The 20,437-nt window shown below is 65.2% G+C and carries 19 protein-coding genes and 1 riboswitch; of the genes, 1 reads left to right on the plus strand and 18 read right to left on the minus strand.

All coding sequences use genetic code 11. The features are described from left to right. Positions 1 to 248 precede the first annotated feature (248 nt). The 6 genes from SE92_RS04515 to SE92_RS04535 form a co-directional block, all read right to left on the minus strand. Complete coding sequence (locus tag SE92_RS04515; RefSeq protein ID WP_063203348.1) at positions 249 to 830, minus strand: hypothetical protein; 582 nt, start codon at positions 828 to 830, stop codon at positions 249 to 251. Positions 831 to 893: 63 nt separating this feature from the next. Further along, positions 894 to 3,131 carry a TonB-dependent receptor gene (locus SE92_RS04520; RefSeq protein WP_063194656.1) on the minus strand — a complete coding sequence of 746 codons (2,238 nt, stop codon included), beginning with the start codon at positions 3,129 to 3,131 and terminating at the stop codon, positions 894 to 896. Between the two features lie 115 nt (positions 3,132 to 3,246). Next, positions 3,247 to 3,459, minus strand: a riboswitch (cobalamin riboswitch). Positions 3,460 to 3,509: 50 nt separating this feature from the next. Further along, positions 3,510 to 3,773: a hypothetical protein gene (locus SE92_RS04525; protein ID WP_245324450.1), complete on the minus strand. Its 264-nt coding sequence runs from the start codon at positions 3,771 to 3,773 to the stop codon at positions 3,510 to 3,512. Between the two features lie 140 nt (positions 3,774 to 3,913). Beyond that, positions 3,914 to 4,126, minus strand: a complete 213-nt coding sequence (locus tag SE92_RS04530; protein ID WP_063194658.1) for a hypothetical protein — start codon at positions 4,124 to 4,126, stop codon at positions 3,914 to 3,916. A gap of 153 nt (positions 4,127 to 4,279) precedes the next feature. Further along, positions 4,280 to 4,456 carry a hypothetical protein gene (locus SE92_RS36490; RefSeq protein ID WP_198172561.1) on the minus strand — a complete coding sequence of 59 codons (177 nt, stop codon included), beginning with the start codon at positions 4,454 to 4,456 and terminating at the stop codon, positions 4,280 to 4,282. Between the two features lie 104 nt (positions 4,457 to 4,560). Then, positions 4,561 to 6,297: an adenylate/guanylate cyclase domain-containing protein gene (locus SE92_RS04535; RefSeq protein WP_063194659.1), complete on the minus strand. Its 1,737-nt coding sequence runs from the start codon at positions 6,295 to 6,297 to the stop codon at positions 4,561 to 4,563. Positions 6,298 to 6,619: 322 nt separating this feature from the next. Here SE92_RS04535 and SE92_RS04540 point away from each other — a divergent pair, with 322 nt between their 5' ends. Then, a complete protein-coding gene (locus SE92_RS04540; RefSeq protein WP_063194660.1) occupies positions 6,620 to 8,803 on the plus strand; it encodes a lytic transglycosylase domain-containing protein in 2,184 nt (727 codons plus the stop codon). A 109-nt stretch (positions 8,804 to 8,912) separates the two neighbouring features. Here SE92_RS04540 and SE92_RS04545 read toward each other — a convergent pair whose 3' ends face one another. From SE92_RS04545 to adh, 12 genes are all read right to left on the minus strand, one after another. Further along, the gene (locus SE92_RS04545) at positions 8,913 to 9,884 is read right to left on the minus strand and encodes a tripartite tricarboxylate transporter substrate binding protein BugD (protein ID WP_063194661.1); all 972 of its coding nucleotides are present in this window, start codon (positions 9,882 to 9,884) and stop codon (positions 8,913 to 8,915) included. An 81-nt stretch (positions 9,885 to 9,965) separates the two neighbouring features. Then, positions 9,966 to 11,207, minus strand: coding sequence for a threonine synthase (locus SE92_RS04550; RefSeq protein ID WP_063194662.1), 1,242 nt, complete (start codon positions 11,205 to 11,207; stop codon positions 9,966 to 9,968). A gap of 181 nt (positions 11,208 to 11,388) precedes the next feature. After that, the gene (gene lpdA / locus SE92_RS04555; RefSeq protein ID WP_063194663.1) at positions 11,389 to 12,810 is read right to left on the minus strand and encodes a dihydrolipoyl dehydrogenase; all 1,422 of its coding nucleotides are present in this window, start codon (positions 12,808 to 12,810) and stop codon (positions 11,389 to 11,391) included. Positions 12,811 to 12,827: 17 nt separating this feature from the next. Continuing rightward, a complete protein-coding gene (locus SE92_RS04560; RefSeq protein WP_063194664.1) occupies positions 12,828 to 13,034 on the minus strand; it encodes a hypothetical protein in 207 nt (68 codons plus the stop codon). Positions 13,035 to 13,083: 49 nt separating this feature from the next. Continuing rightward, a complete protein-coding gene (locus SE92_RS04565) occupies positions 13,084 to 14,445 on the minus strand; it encodes a pyruvate dehydrogenase complex dihydrolipoamide acetyltransferase (protein ID WP_063194665.1) in 1,362 nt (453 codons plus the stop codon). A gap of 61 nt (positions 14,446 to 14,506) precedes the next feature. Next, positions 14,507 to 14,959 (minus strand): nucleoside deaminase, encoded by a 453-nt coding sequence (locus SE92_RS04570; protein ID WP_063194666.1) that lies wholly within the window; start codon positions 14,957 to 14,959, stop codon positions 14,507 to 14,509. Positions 14,960 to 14,961: 2 nt separating this feature from the next. Continuing rightward, positions 14,962 to 15,264, minus strand: a complete 303-nt coding sequence (locus SE92_RS04575; RefSeq protein WP_063194667.1) for a DUF5076 domain-containing protein — start codon at positions 15,262 to 15,264, stop codon at positions 14,962 to 14,964. Beyond that, the gene (locus SE92_RS04580; protein WP_063194668.1) at positions 15,261 to 15,584 is read right to left on the minus strand and encodes a hypothetical protein; all 324 of its coding nucleotides are present in this window, start codon (positions 15,582 to 15,584) and stop codon (positions 15,261 to 15,263) included. Before SE92_RS04580 ends, SE92_RS04575 begins: the two co-directional genes overlap by 4 nt. A 15-nt stretch (positions 15,585 to 15,599) precedes the next feature. Then, positions 15,600 to 16,982: a pyruvate dehydrogenase complex E1 component subunit beta gene (locus SE92_RS04585; protein ID WP_063194669.1), complete on the minus strand. Its 1,383-nt coding sequence runs from the start codon at positions 16,980 to 16,982 to the stop codon at positions 15,600 to 15,602. A 29-nt stretch (positions 16,983 to 17,011) separates the two neighbouring features. Beyond that, on the minus strand, positions 17,012 to 18,034 hold the full coding sequence (pdhA, locus tag SE92_RS04590; RefSeq protein WP_063194670.1) for a pyruvate dehydrogenase (acetyl-transferring) E1 component subunit alpha: 1,023 nt from the start codon (positions 18,032 to 18,034) through the stop codon (positions 17,012 to 17,014). A 152-nt stretch (positions 18,035 to 18,186) separates the two neighbouring features. After that, the gene (locus SE92_RS04595; RefSeq protein ID WP_063194671.1) at positions 18,187 to 18,531 is read right to left on the minus strand and encodes a DUF779 domain-containing protein; all 345 of its coding nucleotides are present in this window, start codon (positions 18,529 to 18,531) and stop codon (positions 18,187 to 18,189) included. A gap of 67 nt (positions 18,532 to 18,598) precedes the next feature. Further along, entirely contained in the window at positions 18,599 to 20,116 is a 1,518-nt protein-coding gene (gene adh / locus SE92_RS04600; protein ID WP_063194672.1) for an aldehyde dehydrogenase, read from the minus strand. Between the last annotated feature and the right edge of the window lie 321 nt (positions 20,117 to 20,437).

Genomic DNA, 20,437 nt, shown 5'->3' on the forward strand with positions numbered 1-20,437 from the left:
CCGCGAGCTCACAGGGACTACCCGCCCTGCCCGCACCTCTCATGCCGACGCTGCCGCGTCCACCGCAACCCCGGCTCGCGATCAAGACGACCTCGAGATCGCCCCTCTTGGTGAGCCGGGATGGACGACACATACGCCGAAACCGAATTTCGGTAAAGTAGAATATTTTTGCGCAAGTGGATTGACAGCGGGGCGACACAGGCGCGATCGCGTAGCCCGGATGTCGCCGCGCTCATCCGGGCTGCCGCTCAGGCCGACATCGCGCCCTTGCGGCCGAACGGATCGAGCAAGCGGACGATCTCGCAGGCCGCAACGAGACCGACGAGCCACACGGCGCAGGTCAGGGCGATGCGCGTCACGATGGCGGCGGTGAAGGCGCCCTCGCCGCCGAGGAACGGCGTCGCGGCGAGCAGCGCAAGCTCGTAGGTCCCGTAGGCGGCGGCGAGCGTGATCGCCAGCATTAGCAATGTGCGGTCCTGCGGCAGCAGGCGCAGCACGGCCGACGCCACGGCGGTTGCGAGAAGTGTGGCCGCGCCTATGACAAAACCCCAGGCGATGGTGCTGCCATCGATCGGATAATGCAGCGCGCCAAAACCGATGGTCTGGTTCACGAGCCAGGCGCCGGTGACGACGAGCAGCGCCTGGCGCAGCGGCAGCATCGCGGCTGCCACGACGGCGAAGGCCGCGAACGGCGTGGCGCAGGCGAAAGCGAAGCTTGCCAGCGCGCATGAGGCCGTCAGCAGCGCAAAGCAGAACATCGGCGCAAGGCGCGACGCGACCGGATGAAGGCGAAAGCCGTCGCCACGGGACGGCAGGATGTCGAGAGACATGATGCGAAGAGCCATGGATGATCTCCTTGTTGACGAATTCCAGTCCATTGACGGGCGTGCTGATCAGAACGTGGCGCCGGCCTTGAGCAGATAGGTGCGGCCGGGCAGCGGATAGGCGCTGAAGCGGCCGTCCGTGAAGGTGCTTGCGATGGCGTAATCGTAGTAGAGCGCGTTCAGCGCGTTGTTGACGCTGAGCGACCAGAAGTAACGCTCGACCCGCCCGCTGAGCTTGAGGTCGATCGTGCCGTTGGCGGGAATCTGCTTCTGGGTGCCGGCCTGGTCGTTGTCCATCCGCCGCTCGCTCCAGAAGCGCGCGGTGGCATCGAGCACCAGATAATTCTGCCAGATGTTCCAGGTGATACCCGCACTCGCGGTGTAGCGCGACACCAGCGGCACGTCGTTGCCGGCCCAGATGCCTTCGCGGAAGACGGCGCGGGTATAGGCCATGCCGGAACGCAGCAGCAGAGCGTGGTTGACGCGATAAGACAGGCTGGTCTCCGAGCCGTAGCGGCGGGTCGGATCGAGATTGGTGTTGTAGAACAGCACCGGGCTGAAATGGACCTCGTTGGTGAGGTCCATCAGATAGAGACTGCTCTGCAGCTGCAGCCCGCCGCCCTTGATGCGCAGGCCGCCCTCGACATCCTGCGACGTCTGGGTCTTGAGCTGAAACGTTTGCGGGATCGCGGCAAAGGTCAGGGGATCGAACGAAGGCCCTGAGGACAGGCGCTCGTCCACGTCAGGCGTGCGGAACGCGCGCGCGGCACGGCCGAACACCGAGACCGTATCGTTGAGGTGATGCTCGGCCCCGAGATGCAGCGCATATTGGGTCTCGCTGCTCGCCAATGGCTGCGCGCCGATGTCGGTGTTGAACGGCGCCGCCGGGTCGAAATTGTCGCGTGCCGCAAGACTGATGGTCTGCACCCGTGCGCCATAGGAGATATCGGTGGTGGGCGCCACGGCCAATGTGTGCTGGAAATAGCCCGCAACCGTCTGCTGCCTGAGATCGTAATTGTGCCAGGGGGAGAGCCCCTGCCCGGCACCGCGGTTCTGCTGAAAGCTGGCGTCGTAATAGTCGATGCCGGTCAGGAGCTGCGAGGGCATCCCGAACAGCAGGCTCTTCACGCTGAGCCGCGGCGTGACCGACCATGTCGTCAGATGGGACTCGACATAGGTCGACGTGAAGAAGCCCGGAACCGGCGCGGGGCTGGAGAAGAACGCGCTCTGCTGCTTCTTGTCGCGCACGCCGCCGTCGACGATGAGATCGACGCCGTTGACCAGGGTCTTGGTAAAGCCCGCGGTCGCGCCAAAACCCTGCTGGTTGGCATAATTGAACGGCGTGCTGGTTCCCCGTCGATTGGTCGCGAGTTCGTCAAGGCCGATGGAGGGATCGACGGTGCGCCCACCCGGCAGCCGCAGCTCCTGATTGTCGCCGGTGACGGTGAGAAAGGCGGTCAGGCCTGGTGTCGCGTAATTGAGATTGCCGACGCCGTTTTGCTGGACATAGCGATTGTTGTCGCGATAGCCGTCGGTCTTGACGGTATTGCCATAGAAAGAGGTCGACCATGGGCCGGAACTGAGCGACGTCGAGACGTTGGCGAGCTTGGTGTTGAAGGAGCCGAATCCGGCCTCGATGCGCGCGGTCACGGGCGGGCCGCCGACGCCGTTCTTGGTGACGATGTTGATCACGCCGCCGACCGCGTTGTCGCCGTAGAGCACGGCGCCGGAGTTGCCGCGCGTGATCTCGATACGTTCGATGGAATTGGGCGGGATGGTGGAGAGGTCCACCTGTGCCATGTCGACGTCGTTCAGCCGCCGTCCGTTGACCAGCACCAGCGTGTTGGCTGTAGCAAACGCGCCGAAGCCGCGCAGATCCACGCCGGTCTTGGCGCCGATCGGGCCGCCATAGAACGTCGTGATCTGGGCGCCCGGCGTTTGCGTCGCAATGATCTCGGCGAGCGTCTGCGACGGCGAATGCGCGATATCCGCGGCCGTGATGACGGTCGTGGCGGCCCCGACGATACCGCCATTGCCGGCGACCGCCTCGGTGCCCGAGCCGGATGAGGCCGCGCCATCGCCTGCCGGCGTGGCATTCGCGGTTCCCCGGCGCTTCGCCGGCTCGCCCTCGCCGATCGCCCGGGCGCGGGTGCGGTTCTGATCGTCGGGCCTGGTCACCTCGATCGGCGGCAACTGCTCGGCAAAGGCCTGCTGAGCGACGGCGGGAGATGGCTCGAGCGAATGGAGCGAAACGGACGCGAGCAGGCCGGCGCTGAGGCGCCCGGCGGCAGAGACAAGACGGGACACGGTTGTAAACCTCGGTATGACGTCAGTGGCACGTCACAGCGAACGAGGTTTCACGGCAGAGCGATGGATTGCTCCGGTGAAGCCAATGTCTGTACTCCCCGACCGACATCTTCGCGTGTGACCACGGCTGACGGCAGGTCTCCTGGCTCGCGGGTCGTTACCTTACGTCGCCTTCCCAGGACCGAGATTCCCAGTGGCACAGGACGCAAGATTCACCGCTTACAGTTGCGGGGGCAGCCGTGGCGTTGAGACAAATCCCGGTTGGGACCATCCCGCACCACATTCCCTTTTGATCTCCGTGAGGAGAACCGTCACCGATCAACTTACGTGCCGTTGCGCCGGGGAGTCAATCGACCGCTGGCCGTTGTCACCGCCCGCTCAGGTCCGCCCGCGCATACGCTGCGCCAGGGCCCAGGCGGCAGCGACGTCGCGTGGCGGAGCATCGAGGCGCTTGATGGGGGTCAATTCGCCGGAGGCCGAGACGATCGCGATTTCCTCGCGGCGGCAGCGCGTGCAGACAAAGCGGACCTCGTGCGGGGACGACCACCAGCTCGACCGCTTCACATTGACCGCCATCGGCCAGGCATCGCAATGCGAGCACGACACCAGAAATCGACCGGGATCGAGCATACCCATTTCCATCGGACTCCGCGTCCTGCCGCTGCTTCAATGATTAACCCAAGTGAATCGTTCCGGTGTCCAAGCACCACCGGCGCTCCCGCGAACAGGGCGGTCTCTCTCTCTCGGGTTCGCCGATCCCGGCCGCCGCGGGCGTCAGGATCTCAGCGGGCGCCCTTGAGGGTGCAGGAGGTCGTGCAGGTGACCGTGGTGCCGCGATCGCAGGATTTGCAGGCGCTGACGCACTGGTTCATGTCGCGGGGGTTGTAGCTGTAGTTCCGCATCGGGCAGGCCGGCGTCGTCGAGCCGGTGATGTCCTGCTCCTGGTCGCAGGCCGACGTCATGAGCGCGAAGATGATCACGGCAACGAGGCGCATGTGATTGCCCTGTCAGGCATGGCAAATGACACTCGCGAGGCCTACTGCATTGCAGCGAACCCCGGCCTTCCCGGCACGAGCAACCGCCGCTCAGCGACCGCTCATGTGCTTTCAGGATGCGCGCCAAATATTAAGAACGAATTGCAGCCCGCCTCAGGCCGCAGCCTTGGTCGCGATCGCCTGGCGCATCTCCGCTGCCAGCTGACGGTACTGCTCCGACAGCTTCAGATAGAACTCGCGCTTGGTGCTGTCGGTGGCGAGCTTGGTAATCAGCTCGCATTCGGCGGTAAGCGTCTCGAACCGTTCCAGCCTGTCCTCAAGATGTGTCATCGGCGTATCCCCATCAAACGCCTCAAGGACACTCAACCTAAGCCCGGGAAATAGGTCACGGCGAACATCGTTATCGAGTAGAATCAATTTTTCCCGCGGCAGTCCTATTTGCTGTCCAGCCGCCAGGCGCCGTCCCACCCGGCGTCCGGCGGGCTCGCCTCGAACTGCGCGATGCGGCCGAGCATCGTGCGCGAGGGGCCGTCACCGGGCACGGCTTCGAGCGCCGCGTTGAAGCCAGCGCGCGCTTCCTCGAACCGCCGGGCGCGATAGGCGGCGAGCGCCTCGGCATAGGACGCGCGCATGCTCGCTTGCGCGCCGGTGAGCGCGCCTGCCCTCGCCATCACTTCGAAGATCGGCTGCGGCTCGCTCTGGCCGGCGACGGCCAGACGATCGATCTCGCGAAGCTCGAGCCGCGATCCGATCGCAGCCGCGGTGGCCTGCGAGACCAGGATGCGGGTGCCGTAGACCTTGTTGACGGCTTCCAGCCGCGAGGCGAGGTTCACGGCATCGCCCATCACCGTGAAGCTCATCATCAATTCGGAGCCGATGCTGCCGGTCAGGACCTCGCCGGTGGCGATGCCGATCCGCAGGTCGCACGGCGCCGGCATGGCGCGGATACCGAGCAGGTCGGGCAGCTGCTTCTGCAGCGCCGGCACCTGGTCGGTCATCTCGATGGCGGCAAGGCCGGCGAGCAGCGCCTGCTCGCCCTCCTCGATGAAGGGCGGGCCCCAATAGGACATGATGGCATCGCCGATATATTTGTCGATGATGCCGCGATTGCCCCTGACGGGGGCGGACATCACCGTGAAATAGTGGTTCATCACCCTGACGAGGCCGCGCGGGGTCATGCCCTCGCTCATCGCGGTGAAGCCGCTCATGTCGCAGAACATGATGGTCATGAGCCGGCGCTCACCGTCGATCGCGACCTCCGGCCGGTCGATCAGGCCCTGCACCACCTTGGGATCGATGTAGCGGCCGAAGGTCTCGCGGATGCGCTCGTTGTGCCTGAGTTGCTCGGTCATGCGGTTGAAGGCCGCGGCGAGCTCGCCGATCTCGTCCTGGGTGGAGACGGTGATGGTCTTGTCGAAGCGGCCCGCCTCGACCTCGCGGGTACCGGCGAGCAGCAGCCGCACCGGGCGCGTGATGCCGCTGGACACCAGCAGCGCAAAGGCAAACCCGACGATCGCCGCGAGCAAGGTCACGACGCCCGAAACGACGATCGCCTGATACTGTCGGCTGATCACCTGCGCCGTCGAGAAGAAGACCTGGTTCAGCATGTCGGCGCGGATCGCATCGACCTTCCGGTTGAACGCATCGCGCAGCGTGTCGAGCTGTTCCAGAGTGCCGCGGGCCGCCGCCATATCCTTGGCCTCGACCTGCTTGAGCAGTTTCGCATTGCCCTCGTCCAGATTCCGCCGCAGCTCGGTGACCGCGGTCTCGATGCGGACGTCGATCCGCCCCAGCGCAGCATTGTCGGAATACGTCCTGGGATCGTCGATGATCGCGTTGATGAGCTTGCGCGCGGTCTCGGCCTCCTCTTCGAATTTGCGGTCCAGTGCCTCGAAGTCGCGAAGCCGCGCCGCATAGGCCTCCTCGTCCGACGACGATCCCATCCGGGTCATCACCATCTGCCGCAGCGCCAGCGCCCGCTCCAGCGAACGGATGTTGGCGCGGGCGAGATGGCTGTAGGCGGGGATGTAACGGTTGGTCAGCTCGTCGAGCAGGACGCCGACCTGGCTCGACATCACCATCGACAGGATCGAGGTGACCAGCATCAGGACGATCAATCCGAGGGCGATCCCGACGATCTTGCGCCGGATCGACTGGTTGAAAATCGGCATGGGCGTGGGGGCAAGAGCTGAAAGGGCGGATTGAGGGAACTCATACACCGGATTTGGCGGTGGGAACACGCGCAATGGGCCCCTGTGACGCGCAAAGCGGCGCACAACCGTCGCGCGAGCCCGGATCGTTAACGAAAACTGAAGCGCTCGCGCTTTCTTCTTTGCGGAAAGTTCCCTTGCCGCATCCGTATTTTGCCGCATTGTTGCGACAGCGTGAGGAATGCGAAACGATGCCGTGGCATCGTTCGCGGTGTGGTCGATTCTCAAGCCGCATGTCGTCGCGGACCTTGGTTTGTGGTGGTTTCGCAGGGGGGACCATGGAATGAACCAGTGCATACGCTCGCTCGCGTGTGTCGTCGCCATGGCCGCAATGGCCCTCCTTCCCACCGAGCTGGCGGCCAAGAGCAGCCACAAATCATCCGCACCGAAGAAGACGCATGAGGCGAAAGCCGGCAAGCCGCGCCATGCCGCGGCGAAATCGTCGGCAAAATCGCGCCATGGCAAGCATGCCGAGGCCAAGCGCAAGTCGAAGACGAACGACGAGGCGCCCGCGGACAAGCCCGCAGCGCCGTTGCTCACCGGAGACCTCGCCGCGCTGAAGAACGCGATCGATCTGGCGCGCAAGGGTAAGACCGAGGACGCGAGCGCGGCGCGCGACCGCATTGCCGATCCCGCCGGGCAGAAGCTCGCGGACTGGTTCATGCTGCGCCATTCCGAGAGCACGGCGAATTTCAAGCGCTACGCCGGCTTCCTCGCCGCCAATCCGGACTGGCCGAGCAGCGCCCTGCTCCGACGCCGCGCCGAGGCGCGGCTGTGGCAGGAAAAGAGCGATGCGGCCACCGTGCACAAATTCACCATGGACCGGCCGATCAGCGCCAAGGGCAAGTTCGCGCTCGCCCGCGTGCTGCTCGCCGAAGGCGATACCGACCGCGCCGCGCGGCTGGTGCGCGAGGCCTGGCGCGCCGACGAATTGTCCGAGCGCAGCGAGGAGGATTCCTACGAGGCGTTCCGCGACCTGCTCACCGCGGACGATCATCGCGCCCGCATGGACAGACGGCTCGGCGCCAAGGACTACGCGGCTGCGCGGCGCGCGGCCAAACGGCTCGGCGAGGACGCGCTCGCGATCGTCAAGGCCTGCGCCGCGGTCACCGGCAAGGCCAGCAAGGCCAAGGATTATCTCGAGGACGTCTCGGCCGAGGCGCGCCGCGATCTCGGCTATGTGCTGTGCCGCGCGCAATGGCATCTGCAGAAGGACCGCATCGACGACGCGGCCGAAGTGATCCTCGCCGCCGCGCCAGAGACCATGGCGGCCCAGGACACCGACGCCTGGTGGCGCGAGCGCCGCCTGCTCGCGCGTAAGCTGCTCGACCAGGGCAAGTTCAAGACGGCCTATGACGTGGTGCGCACGGCCGCGGTGCCCGAGAAGGAAGTCTACCGCGTCGATTATCATTTCATGTGCGGCTGGATCGCGCTGCGCTTCCTCGACGATCCACAGGCGGCGATGGTGCACTTTGCCGCCATCGACGCCGGCTCGGCCAATCCGATCGCGCTGTCGCGCGCCCATTACTGGCGCGGCCGCGCCGCCGAGGCGATGGGCGCGAGCGCCGATGCGCGCATGAGCTATCGGGCGGCCGCGCGCTATCCGACCGCCTATTACGGCCAGCTGGCGCGGGCCAGGCTCGGCCTCGACCGCATCGAGCTGCGGCCGCCCTCGCCGGTCCTGGCCGCCGCCGACACGCCGGAATCGGACGAGCGCGTGCGCGCCGCCGACATGCTCTACGGCATCGGCGAGCGCGACGTGGTGTTTTACTACGCCGAGGATTTCGCCAAGGAGAGCACCGACGTCGCGGCCCTCGAAGGTCTCGGCGCACTCGCCGGCCAGCGCGGCGATGCGCGGGTGATGCTGGAGGTCGGCAAATCGGCGCTGGCGCGCGGGCTCGCGCTCGACCATTACGCCTTCCCCACCATCGGCATTCCCGAGCACCGGCAAGTCGCGCCCGCGATCGAGACCAGCGTGATCTATTCGGTGGCGCGCACAGAAAGCTCGTTCGACCAGCGCGACAAGTCGGCCGCCAACGCGGTCGGCCTGATGCAGGTGACGCCTGAAGCCGGCCGCGATACCGCCAAGCGTTTCGGCCTGACCTATGACTGGGACAAGATGGTCTCCGACCCCGTCTACAACACGCAAATGGGTGCGGCCGAGCTCAGCGCGCTGCTGTCGGAATATCGCGGCAACCAGATCATGACTTTCGCCGGCTACAATGCCGGCCGCGGCCGCGTGCGCGAATGGGTGCAGGCCCGTGGCGATCCGCGCGACCCCAATGTCGATCCGGTCGACTGGGTCGAGCGCATCCCGCTGTCGGAGACGCGCAACTACGTCCAGCGCGTGATGGAGAACGTGCTGGTGTACCGCGCACGCTTCGAGGCGAGCGGCGTGGTCGCTGGCAAGAGCGACGAGCGCGTCGTGACGAAGGACGCCAACGCCAAGGCGACGCCGGTGGATTGAACATCGGCATCGTAGGGCGGATTAGCGCAGCGTAATCCGCCTCTTCTGTCTCTGCGGAGAGCGGGACGGCGGATTACGGCTGCGGCTAATCCGCCCTACGAACCTTGTCTCAGTCCACCTTGATGTTCGCGGCCTTGATCATCGGCCACCATTTTGCGATCTCGGCCTTCTGACGGGCACCGAGCGCTTCGGGCGTGAGCTGGTCCTTCGGTGTCATCTCCAGGCCCTGGCTTTCGAGCTGCTTTCGCACGGCGGGATCGTTCAGCGCTTCCACGGCTGCGGCGTTGAGCTTGGCCACGATCTCCTTCGGCGTGCCCTTCGGCACCCATAGGCCCGACCACAGCGTCATGTTGAAGCCCTTCAGGCCCGCCTCCTCCGCGGTCGGGATCTCCGGTGCCGAGGCCAGGCGCTTGTCGTCGGTGATGGCATAGGCGCGGATGGTGCCGGCGCGGACCTGGTTGATGGAGTTGGAGGTCTGGTCGACGATGACGTCGATCTGGCCGGCGATGAGATCGTTCAGCGCAGGCGCGGTGCCGCGATAGGGCACGTATTGCAGCTTGATGCCGGAGACGCTCTCGAAATAGACGCCGGCGATGTGGCTGCCGGAGCCGGCGCCGGCGGTGCCGGCCGTCGGCGGCGACGGCCGCGACTTCAACCACTCCAGAAGCTCCTTCAGCGAGGTCGCGGGCACCGCGGTCTTGCTGACGATGATCATCGGATTGCTCGGCAGCAGCACCACCGGCTCGAGATCGGCGACGAGGTCGTATTTGAGCTTGTAGACGGCGCCATTGGCGACGTGGGTGCCGAGATGGCCGAAGGAGATGGTGTAGCCGTCCGGCGGCGATTGCACGGCGCGGCCGACGCCGATCGAGCCGCCCGCGCCGGTGACGTTCTCGATCACGACGGCCTGGCCAAGCGAGGTGCGCATCCGATCGGCGAGCACGCGCGCCATCGCGTCCGACGGACCGCCGGCCGCAAACGGCACGATGATGGTGATGGGATGGGAGGGATAGTCATCGGCGCGCGCGGCGCCTGCAACAGCGAGAACAGCAAACAGCGCAGCCCAGACGGCCTTCGTCATTGTCTTCTCCCCAGCGATGTCGATATTGTTTTTGCTCTTCCCGCGTACGGGAAGAGGGATCATTCGTGGCGTAGTGCCGCGCTAGAATTGTGAATAGTCGATCGGCTTGTGGCGATCGAGCGTGCGGGTGACCGGCGGCAGCGGGTATTTCAGGCCGGTGGCGCAGTTGAACAGCATGACGCGATCGCTCTTCGAGACGCGGCCGTCGGCAAGGCTCTCCTTGTAGGCGGCGTAGGTCGCGGCGCCCTCGGGGCACAGCAACAGCCCCTCCTCGCGCGCGACCTCGTTCAGGGCCGCCGAGATCTTGTCGTCGTCCACCGCGATGGCAAACCCCTTGCTCTCGCGCACCGCGCGCAGGATCAGGAAATCGCCGATCGCCTGCGGCACACGAATGCCCGAGGCGATGGTGTGGGCGTCCTCCCAGCGCGTTGCGTGCTCGGTGCCGGCCTCGTAGGCGCGCACCATCGGCGCGCAGCCGGAAGCCTGCACCGCGACCATGCGCGGGCGCTTGGAGCCGATGAAGCCGATCTTCTCGAGCTCGTCGAACGCCTTCCACATGCCGATCAGGCCGGTGCCGCCGCCGGTCGGATAGAAGATCACGTCGGGCACGTCCCAGCCGAGTTGCTCGGCGAGCTCGAGGCCCATCGTCTTCTTGCCCTCGATGCGGTACGGCTCCTTCAGCGTCGAGGTGTCGAACCAGCCGACCTTAGCCTTGCCCTCGCCGACGATCTTGCCGCAATCGTCGATATAGCCGTTGACGCGGTAGACCGTCGCGCCCTGCAGCTCGATCTCGCTGACGTTCACCTCCGGCGTGTCGGCCGGGCAGAAGATCGTCGTCTTGATGCCGCAGGACGTCGCATAGGCCGCGAGCGCCGCGCCGGCATTGCCGTTGGTCGGCATCGCCATGTGCTTGATGCCGAGCGCCTTGCCCATCGACACCGCCATCACGAGGCCGCGCGCCTTGAACGAGCCGGTCGGCAGCCGTCCCTCGTCTTTCACGATGATCTCGCCGCCGCCGAGCTTCTTCCCGAGCTTCGGCAGCCGGACCAGCGGCGTCGTGACTTCGCCGAGCGAGACGATGTCCTGGCATTTGCGCACCGGCAGCAGCTCGCGATAGCGCCACATGTCGGCGGGGCGTTGGGCGAGCGCATCCTTGGTCAGCGCCTTCTTCACGCCAGCGAGGTCGTAGCGCACCAAGAGCGGCTTGCCGGCCTTGGAGAGATTGTGGACCTGGTCGGCGGCGTAATGATCGCCCTCCATCGCGCATTCGAGATGGGTGACAAAGGTCGGGCGTTCGATGGTGAGATTGTCGTTGTCGTGCATGGGTTCATTCCCTCTTGTTGTTCTGTGTTCGGTTTATGGTCCCGTCACCCTGAGGCGCCGGAGCGAAGCGAAGGCCTCGAAGGGCGACGAGCCCGGCTGCTGCAGCGGGACCGTGCATCCTTCGAGGCTCGCTGTGCTCGCACCTCAGGATGACGGATCCGATCGCCGGTCGGCTCACTGGTCAGATGTTCAAAACCCTTCCATATGCGTCCAGCACCGCTTCCTTCATCATCTCCGACAGCGTCGGATGCGGGAAGACCGTGTGCATCAGCTCTTCCTCGGTCGTCTCGAGGTTCATCGCGACGACGTAGCCCTGGATCAGCTCGGTGACCTCGGCGCCGACCATGTGGGCCCCTAACAGCTGGCCGGTCTTCTTGTCGAAGATCACCTTGACCAGGCCCTGGTCCTCGCCGAGGGCGATGGCCTTGCCGTTGCCGACGAAGGGGAAGCGGCCGACGCGGATCTCGCGGCCATTCTCCTTGGCCTTGGCTTCGGTCAGACCGACGGATGCGACCTGCGGATGGCAATAGGTGCAGCCCGGGATCAGGTTCTTGTCCATGGGGTGCGGATGCAGGCCCTTGATCGCCTCGACGCAGATCACGCCTTCATGCTCGGCCTTGTGCGCGAGCATCGGCGGTCCCGCGACGTCGCCGATGGCGTAGATGCCGGGGACGTTGGTCTTGCCATAGCCGTCGATCACGATGCAGCCGCGGTCGGTTTTGACGCCGAGCTTTTCGAGGCCGAGATTCTCGATGTTGCCGACGACGCCGACCGCCGAGATCACACGCTCGAACTCTGATGTGACAGGCTTGCCCTTGCCGTCGTCGATGGTGGCGAGGACGCTGTCGGCCTTCTTCTCCAGCTTCGTGACCTTGGTCGAGGACATGATCTTGATGCCCTGCTTCTCCAGGCGCTTGCGCGCAAGGCCCGCAATCTCGGCGTCCTCGACGGGCAGGATCTGCGGCAGCACCTCGACCACGGTGACGTCGCTTCCCATGGTGTGGAAGAAGGAGGCGAACTCGATGCCGATCGCGCCGGAGCCGACCACCAGCAGCGACTTCGGCATCCGCTCCGGCACCATCGCCTCGAAATAAGTCCAGACCAGCTTCTTGTCGGGCTCGAGCCCCGGCAGCACGCGCGGCCGCGCACCGGTCGCGACGATGATGTGTTTGGCCTGATAGGTCCCCTCGCCCAGCGCGCCCTTCGGCGACTCGACGTCGGACTTGCTCACCGTGATCTTGCCGGGCGCATCGATCGTCGCCTTGCCCCAGATCACGCTGACCTTGTTCTTCTTCATCAGGAAGCCGACGCCGTCATTGAGCCGCTTCGAGACGCCGCGCGAGCGCTGCACCACCGCCTTCGGATCGAACGAGACCTTCTCCGCCGAGAGGCCATAATCCTTGGCGTGCTGCATGTAATGGTAGATCTCGGCCGAACGCAGCAGCGCCTTGGTCGGGATGCAGCCCCAGTTCAGGCAGATGCCGCCGAGATAGGACTTTTCGACGATCGCGACCTTGAAGCCGAGCTGAGCGGCGCGGATCGCGGTGACATAGCCGCCGGGACCGGAGCCGATGATGATGATGTCGAAGGATGTATCGGCCATGGCGGCTCCCGTTCAACTCAAGAGGCGCCGCGGACGCGGCGCTTGACCAGAAAAGACCTCACCAGCCATTCGAGCATCACCACCACGGCCATCAGGGCCAGAGCGATGAGCGCGATGGGCTGGGCGATGTTCCGTGCCAGCTGCTCACCGGCAAAGAACGCAGAGTGCAGAAAATCGAGCCCGATCGGGTTGAGCGCGACGACGGCTCCGAGCAGCAGTGACATCCATGGCCAGCGGGTCCGGACATGCAAGATTGCCCCCTCAGTCGCCGCGTCACACCATCATCATGACGGGGTTTTCGATCAGCTGCTTGAACGCGCCGATCAGCTCGGCGCCGAGCGCGCCGTCGATGGCGCGGTGATCGCAGGACAGAGTCACGCTCATCATGTGCGCGATCTCGATCTCGCCGTTCCGCACGACGGGCCGCTCCTCGCTGGTTCCGACCGCGAGGATGGTCGCATGCGGCGGGTTGATCACGGCGGTGAAGTGGCTGATGCCGTACATGCCGAGGTTGGAGACTGCCGTGGTGCCGCCCTGGTATTCCTCGGGCTTCAGCTTGCGCGAGCGCGCGCGCGCGGCAAAATCCTTCATCTCGTTGGAGATGGTGGAGAGCGTCTTGGTCTCGGCCTTGCGGATGATCGGCGTGATCAGGCCGCCGGGCATCGCCACGGCGACGCCGACGTCGGAATGGTGGTGCTTGACCATGCCGCTCTCGGTCCAGCTGACGTTGCAGTTCGGGATCTTCTGCAGCGCCACCGCCATCGCCTTGATGACGAAGTCGTTGACCGAGATCTTGTAGAGCGGCTTCTTCTCCTTGTCCTTCGGAGCTGCGGCGTTGATCTCCTCGCGGGCAGCGAGCAGCTTGCCGATGTCGCAGTCGATCGTCAGATAGAAGTGCGGGACGTTCTGGATCGAGGCGGTCAAACGTTGGGCAATCGTGCGGCGCATGCCGTCATGCGGCACGATCTCGTAGGAGCCCGGCTCGAACAGCGACAGGATCTGCTTGTCCGACATGGTGGGCGCGCTCGACGGCGCACCGCCGGACGGCGCTGCGGCGGGCGCCTTGAGGCCCTTGCCGGACTTGGCCTGCTCAACGTCGCGCGCGACCACGCGGCCGTGCGGGCCGGTGCCGGTGACCATGCCGACATCGATGCCGGCCTCCTTGGCGAGACGCCGAGCCAGGGGCGACGAGAAGACGCGGCCGGCATGGCCGTTGCTCTGCGCGGCCGGAGCGGCAGCCTGCTGCGCAGGTGCGGCGGCGGGCGGCGGTGCAGACTTAGGCGCCGCGGGCGCGGGAGCCGCTGCAGCAGCCGCCGCTTCAGCGGGCTTCTCCGCTTTCGGCGGCGCGGCAGACGCGCTGGGCTTGGCGCTGCCGGCGGCCTTGACGTCCTCGCCTTCGCCGGCGAGCACGGCGATCACGTCGTTGACCGGGACGTCCTGGGTACCCTCGGGCACCAGGATCTTGGCGATCGTGCCCTCGTCGATGGCCTCGACCTCCATGGTCGCCTTGTCGGTCTCGATCTCGGCGATGACGTCGCCGGATTTGACCTTGTCGCCTTCCTTCTTCAGCCACTTGGCGAGGTTGCCCTTCTCCATCGTCGGCGAAAGAGCGGGCATCAGGATGTTGATGGGCATGCTGACCTCAAGAAGAACTTTGCAAAAATCGCCTCCGACAGCGGAGACGAACAGACCAGGTTTAGTTGCCGATGTCGCCTTGCCAGAGGCGCTCATTGGCAGGGACGGAACGCCAATTCTTCATCATGGTGATGGAACGGGCGTCGGCAAGATCGATCCAGGGGATGCCGAACTTGTCGAGGATGTCCTTGGATCCCTCGAACGTGACGGACTCGCCGATCACCACCAGCTTCACCTTGAACAGCCCGAGCGCGCCCGCGCACATCGAGCATGGCGACAGCGTCGTGTACATCACGGTGTCGTGGAACGAGATCGCGCCGGCTTCGCGCAGGCAGCTCATCTCGCCATGCAGGATCGGATTGTTCTCCTGCACACGGTTGTTGTGGCCGCGCGCGATGATCTTGTCTCCGCGCGTCAGCACGGCGCCGATCGGCAAGCCGCCCTGCGCGATCGAAGCCTCGGCCTCGCGGATCGCCTCCAGCATGAAATCGTAATGGTGAGCTTCGATGGCCACGGTCAGTGTCCCTTGCCGCGCGGCGTCGTGGTGCCGGTGTCGGTCGGACGCTCGATCTCGGCCTGGAACATCTCCAGGATCCGGTTGAGGGCGTCCTCTTCGGTGTATTCGCTCTCGCGTGCATAGGCGCGCGCGGCGTGGCGGGCGAGATCGACCAGCAGCAAGCCCCACATGTCGGGCTCCTCGAAGGCCCGCTGGAACGCCATCGACAGCCCGCCGTCCAGCACGAAGACGCGCAGGATCTCGACCGCGTCGTCGCGGGTCATGACGTCGGGCGGCAGTGGCTGCTCCTTCGGGCCGCTCATTGCAATGAACTCGATGCTTCTTGAAGAACAAGAATCTTCCCGTCGAACTTCACTCCTATTGCTCGTTTCAGCATGGACCGAAGTGTCAGGAATCCAACCGCGAAGAACACTGGTACAAGAACCACCGGCTGGAAGATCATCGCGTTGATGACGCCCGTGGCCGTCGCCGCAAATTCCGGATAGCCCAGCATGCGCGATATGATCGCCACCAGAAGCATCAACGGAGCCTCAACCACCATAATCGCAAGCGGAATGAGAACTGTAAAAGCCAGAGCTGCCAATATCCAGCGCCAGTAGATATGCCAGGTCAGCTTGTACATGGGGTGCGCCAAATTCTACCTGTAGCAGACGGCTTTGGCGGCCTCGACCACTTCAGCCGCCGACGGCAGCGCGAGCTTCTCCAGATTGGCGGCATAGGGCATCGGCACGTCCTTGCCGGAGACGCGCGCGACCGGCGCGTCGAGATAGTCGAAGGCGTTCTCCATGATGCGCGCGGCGATCTCGGCGCCGACGCCGCTCTGGGCCCAGCCCTCTTCCACCGTGACGGCGCGTCCCGTCTTCTTGACCGAGTTGATGATGGTCTCGGTGTCCATGGGACGCAGCGTGCGCAGATCGATCACCTCGGCCTCGATGCCCTCCTTGGCGAGCTCGTCGGCGGCCTTCAGCGCATAGGTCATGCCGTTCGACCAGGAGATGATGGTGACGTGGCTGCCGGAGCGGACGATGCGCGCCTTACCGATCGGGATGATGAAATCATCCATCTTCGGCACTTCGCCGGTGTGGCCGTAGAGCACCTCGTTCTCGAGGAAGATCACCGGATTGGGATCGCGGATCGCGGCCTTGAGCAGGCCCTTGTAGTCGGCGGCCGAGAACGGCGCGACGACCTTGAGGCCGGGGACGTTGGAGTACCAGGCCGAGTAATCCTGGCTGTGCTGGGCGGCGACGCGGGCGGCGGCGCCGTTCGGCCCGCGGAATACGATCGAGCAGCCCATCTGACCGCCGGACATGTAGAGCGTCTTGGCCGCGGAGTTGATGATCTGGTCGATCGCCTGCATGGCGAAGTTGAAGGTCATGAACTCTACGATCGGCTTGAGGCCGGTCATGGCGGCGCCGACGCCGACGCCGGCAAAGCCGTGCTCGGTGATCGGAGTGTCGATGACGCGCTTGGCGCCGAACTCCTGGAGCAAGCCCTGGGTGACCTTGTAGGCGCCCTGATACTCGGCGACCTCTTCGCCCATCACGAAGACATCAGGATCGCGGCGCATCTCTTCGGCCATGGCGTCGCGCAAGGCTTCGCGGATGGTCTGCGTCACCATCTCGGTGCCCGCGGGCACCTCCGGATCGGGCTCGGCGACGGCCTGCGGCGCCGGCGCCGCCTTGGGTGCGGGCGCTTCCGCCTTTGCGGCAGCGGGCGGCGCAGACTCGGCCGCCTTCGCAGCCTGCGCGGGCGCCTTCGCAAGATCGGCCGCGCTCTCGCCGTCCGCCAAAATGGTCGCGATCGGCGTGTTCACCGCGACGTCGGCGGTGCCCTCAGGGATCAGGATCTTGCCGAGCGTCCCCTCGTCGGTCGCCTCGACCTCCATGGTCGCCTTATCGGTCTCGATCTCGGCGATGACGTCACCGGACTTGATCGTCTCGCCCTCTTTCTTCAGCCATTTGGCGAGGTTGCCCTTTTCCATCGTGGGCGACAACGCGGGCATCAGCACTTGAATTGGCATATCGACTCCAAAAGAAAGCTAGCGCGCGTTCAGCGGTAGACGTCGGTCCAGAGCTCGGCGGCATCCGGCTCGGGATCATGCTGGGCGAAATCGGCGGACGCGTTGACGATGTCGCGCACCTCGGCGTCGATCGCCTTGAGATCGGCCTCGCTGACCTTCGCGGCCAGGAGGCGGTTGCGCACCTGCTCGATCGGGTCCTGGTCGTGACGGACCTTCTCGACCTCCTCGCGTGTGCGATATTTTGCCGGGTCGGACATCGAGTGGCCGCGATAGCGGTAGGTCTGCATCTCCAGGATGTAGGGGCCCTTGCCGGCGCGGCACCAGGCGGCGGCCTCGTCGCCGGCGGCCTTGACGGCGCGGACGTCCATGCCGTCGACCTGCTTGCCGGGGATGTTGAAGGACACGCCGCGCTTGGAGAAGTCCTGCTGGGCCGAGGCCCGCGAGACCGCGGTGCCCATGGCGTAACGGTTGTTCTCGATGACGTAGATCACCGGCAGCTTCCAGAGCTCCGCCATGTTGAAGCTCTCATAGACCTGGCCCTGGTTGGCCGCACCGTCGCCGAAATAAGTGACGCTGACATTGTCGTTGCCGCGATAGGTGTTGGCGAAGGCGAGACCGGTGCCGAGCGAGACCTGGGCGCCGACGATGCCGTGGCCGCCGTAAAAGTGCTTCTCCTTGCTGAACATGTGCATGGAGCCGCCCTTGCCCTTGGAATAGCCGCCGCGGCGGCCCGTGAGCTCGGCCATGACGCCGTTGGCGTCCATGCCGGTGGCAAGCATATGGCCGTGATCGCGATAGCCGGTGATGACCTGATCGCCCTGTTTCAGGGCCATCTGCATGCCGACCACCACGGCCTCCTGGCCGATATAGAGGTGGCAGAAGCCGCCGATCGCGCCCATGCCGTAGAGCTGGCCGGCCTTTTCCTCGAACCGCCGGATCAGGAGCATGTCGCGGAGCGCCTTGAGCTCCTGCTCCCTGGTGAATTCCGGGGGCGAACCGCCGTCGGGTTTGTCCTGTGGAGTGGTTGCGGCGGCTTTCTTGGGTGCGGCCATAGGAATTCCGGGTCAGAGAAAACTTTCGTCCTCTCTAACCCAAGTCAAACACCATTGGAAAGCACCGCGGCGACATGGCACGACTTTCATTATGCCGCAGTGCAACGTGGTCGAAATATTGCAAAATCTTTGGCGCCGATCGGGCAACAAATCTACGCGTCGCCGCCGCGCGAACAGATTCGGGACCGGGTCAAGAACCTCCTCTCCCGTCCGTTGTCCAATGAGAACATTCCGCCGCTCCCGGCGCCGACATCAATGATGAGGTCCGTGTGCTTCCAGGCTTCGAATTGCCGGCCGCTGATATAGAACGGCATGCCGCCGATATGGCCCAGCAGGACGTCGTTCTCGCCGATGACGAACTCGCCGGCCGGATAGCACATTGGCGACGAGCCGTCGCAGCAGCCGCCGGACTGATGAAATAGGACGGGGCCGTGATCCGCACAGATCTCGGCCAGGAGCTCGAGTGCTGCGTCCGTGGCGCTGACCTTGTCGTGCATGAGCCGTGCCCCGTCAGTACGCAAGGCGGCGCAATGGGAGAATGGACTGCGCCGCCCTGCTAACCGGTCAGAAGAAGCCAAGCTTCTTCGGGCTATAGCTGACCAGGAGGTTCTTGGTCTGCTGATAGTGGTCGAGCATCATCTTGTGGGTCTCGCGCCCGATGCCCGACTGCTTGTAGCCGCCGAACGCTGCGTGCGCGGGATAGGCGTGGTAGCAATTGGTCCAGACCCGGCCCGCCTGGATGGCGCGGCCGAAGCGGTAGCAGCGGTTGGCGTCGCGGCTCCAGATGCCGGCCCCGAGGCCGTAGAGCGTGTCGTTGGCGATCGACAGCGCCTCTTCATCGGTCTTGAAGGTCGTGACCGACACGACGGGTCCGAAGATCTCCTCCTGGAAGATCCGCATCTTGTTGTGACCGTGGAACACCGTGGGCTGAACGTAGAAACCGCCGCCGAGGTCGCCGGACAGCATCGCACGCGCGCCGCCGGCCAGGACCGTGGCACCTTCTTGCTTGCCGATGTCGATGTAGGAAAGGATCTTCTCCAACTGCTCGCCGGAGGCCTGCGCGCCGATCATGGTCGCGGCATCGCGCGGGTCGCCCTGGATGATGGCGGCAACGCGCTTGAGCGCCCGCTCCATGAAACGCTCGTAGATCGACTCATGGATCAGCGCCCGGCTCGGACAGGTGCAGACCTCGCCCTGGTTGAGCGCGAACATCACGAAGCCTTCGATCGCCTTGTCGAAGAAATCATCATCCTCGGCCATCACGTCCTTGAAGAAGATGTTCGGCGACTTGCCGCCGAGCTCGAGCGTGACGGGGATGAGGTTCTGGCTGGCATATTGCATGATCAGCCGGCCCGTCGTGGTCTCGCCGGTGAAGGCGATCTTGGCGATGCGCGGGCTGGATGCCAGCGGCTTGCCGGCTTCGAGGCCGAAGCCGTTGACGATGTTGAGGACGCCGGGCGGCAGAAGGTCGCCGATGATATCGGCCCAGACCAGGATCGAGGCCGGGGTCTGCTCGGCCGGCTTGAGCACCACGCAATTGCCGGCGGCGAGCGCAGGCGCGAGTTTCCAGCAGGCCATCAGCAGCGGGAAGTTCCAGGGGATGATCTGGCCGACGACGCCGAGCGGCTCGTGGAAGTGGTAGGCGACGGTGTCATCATCGATCTCGCCGATCGTGCCCTCCTGGCCGCGCACCACGCCGGCGAAATAGCGGAAGTGGTCGATCGCCAGCGGCAGGTCCGCAGCGCGGGTCTCACGGATCGGTTTGCCGTTGTCCCAGGTTTCGGCGATCGCGAGCCGCTCCAGGTTCTCTTCCATGCGATCGGCGATCCTGTTGAGGATGATCGCGCGTTCCACGACGCTGGTCCGTCCCCAGCTGTCCTTGGCAGCATGCGCCGCATCGAGCGCGGCCTCGACGTCTTGCGCGTCGGAGCGCGCGATCTTGCAGACGACCTGGCCGGTGACCGGCGAGACGTTGTCGAAGTACTTGCCGGAACGCGGGGCCGCCCATTTGCCGCCGATGAAATTGTCGTAGCTCGCGGCGAAGGGATTCTTCGTGAGATTGAGGAATTCCACCTTGTTCATTGATCACTCCCGGTGTTGCTGTTTGCGCAATTCGTCGCGTGGCTCGCGACTTGCGCGGACGATGATGCGGGAGGCGTTTCCTGTCAGCCCGGGGGGACGCGATGGCGGCGGCTACCTGTCGCAGTTCTGCGACAGGTCGGGGGCGAGTCACTCTCGTGTCCCGGACGCGCTGCAACGCTCTTCGCGTTGCTGCGCAGAGCCGGGACCCAGAAGGCGGCGGGAGAATGTCGAGGGATGGGCCCCGGCTCAGCAGCGCACCACGTCGCAAGGGCGACGCGGTGCGCTGCGTCCGGGGCACGAGATCGGAGTTTGAGTCGGGCT

It is taken from the genome of Bradyrhizobium sp. AT1 (assembly GCF_001590795.1).
GTDB lineage: Bacteria > Pseudomonadota > Alphaproteobacteria > Rhizobiales > Xanthobacteraceae > Bradyrhizobium.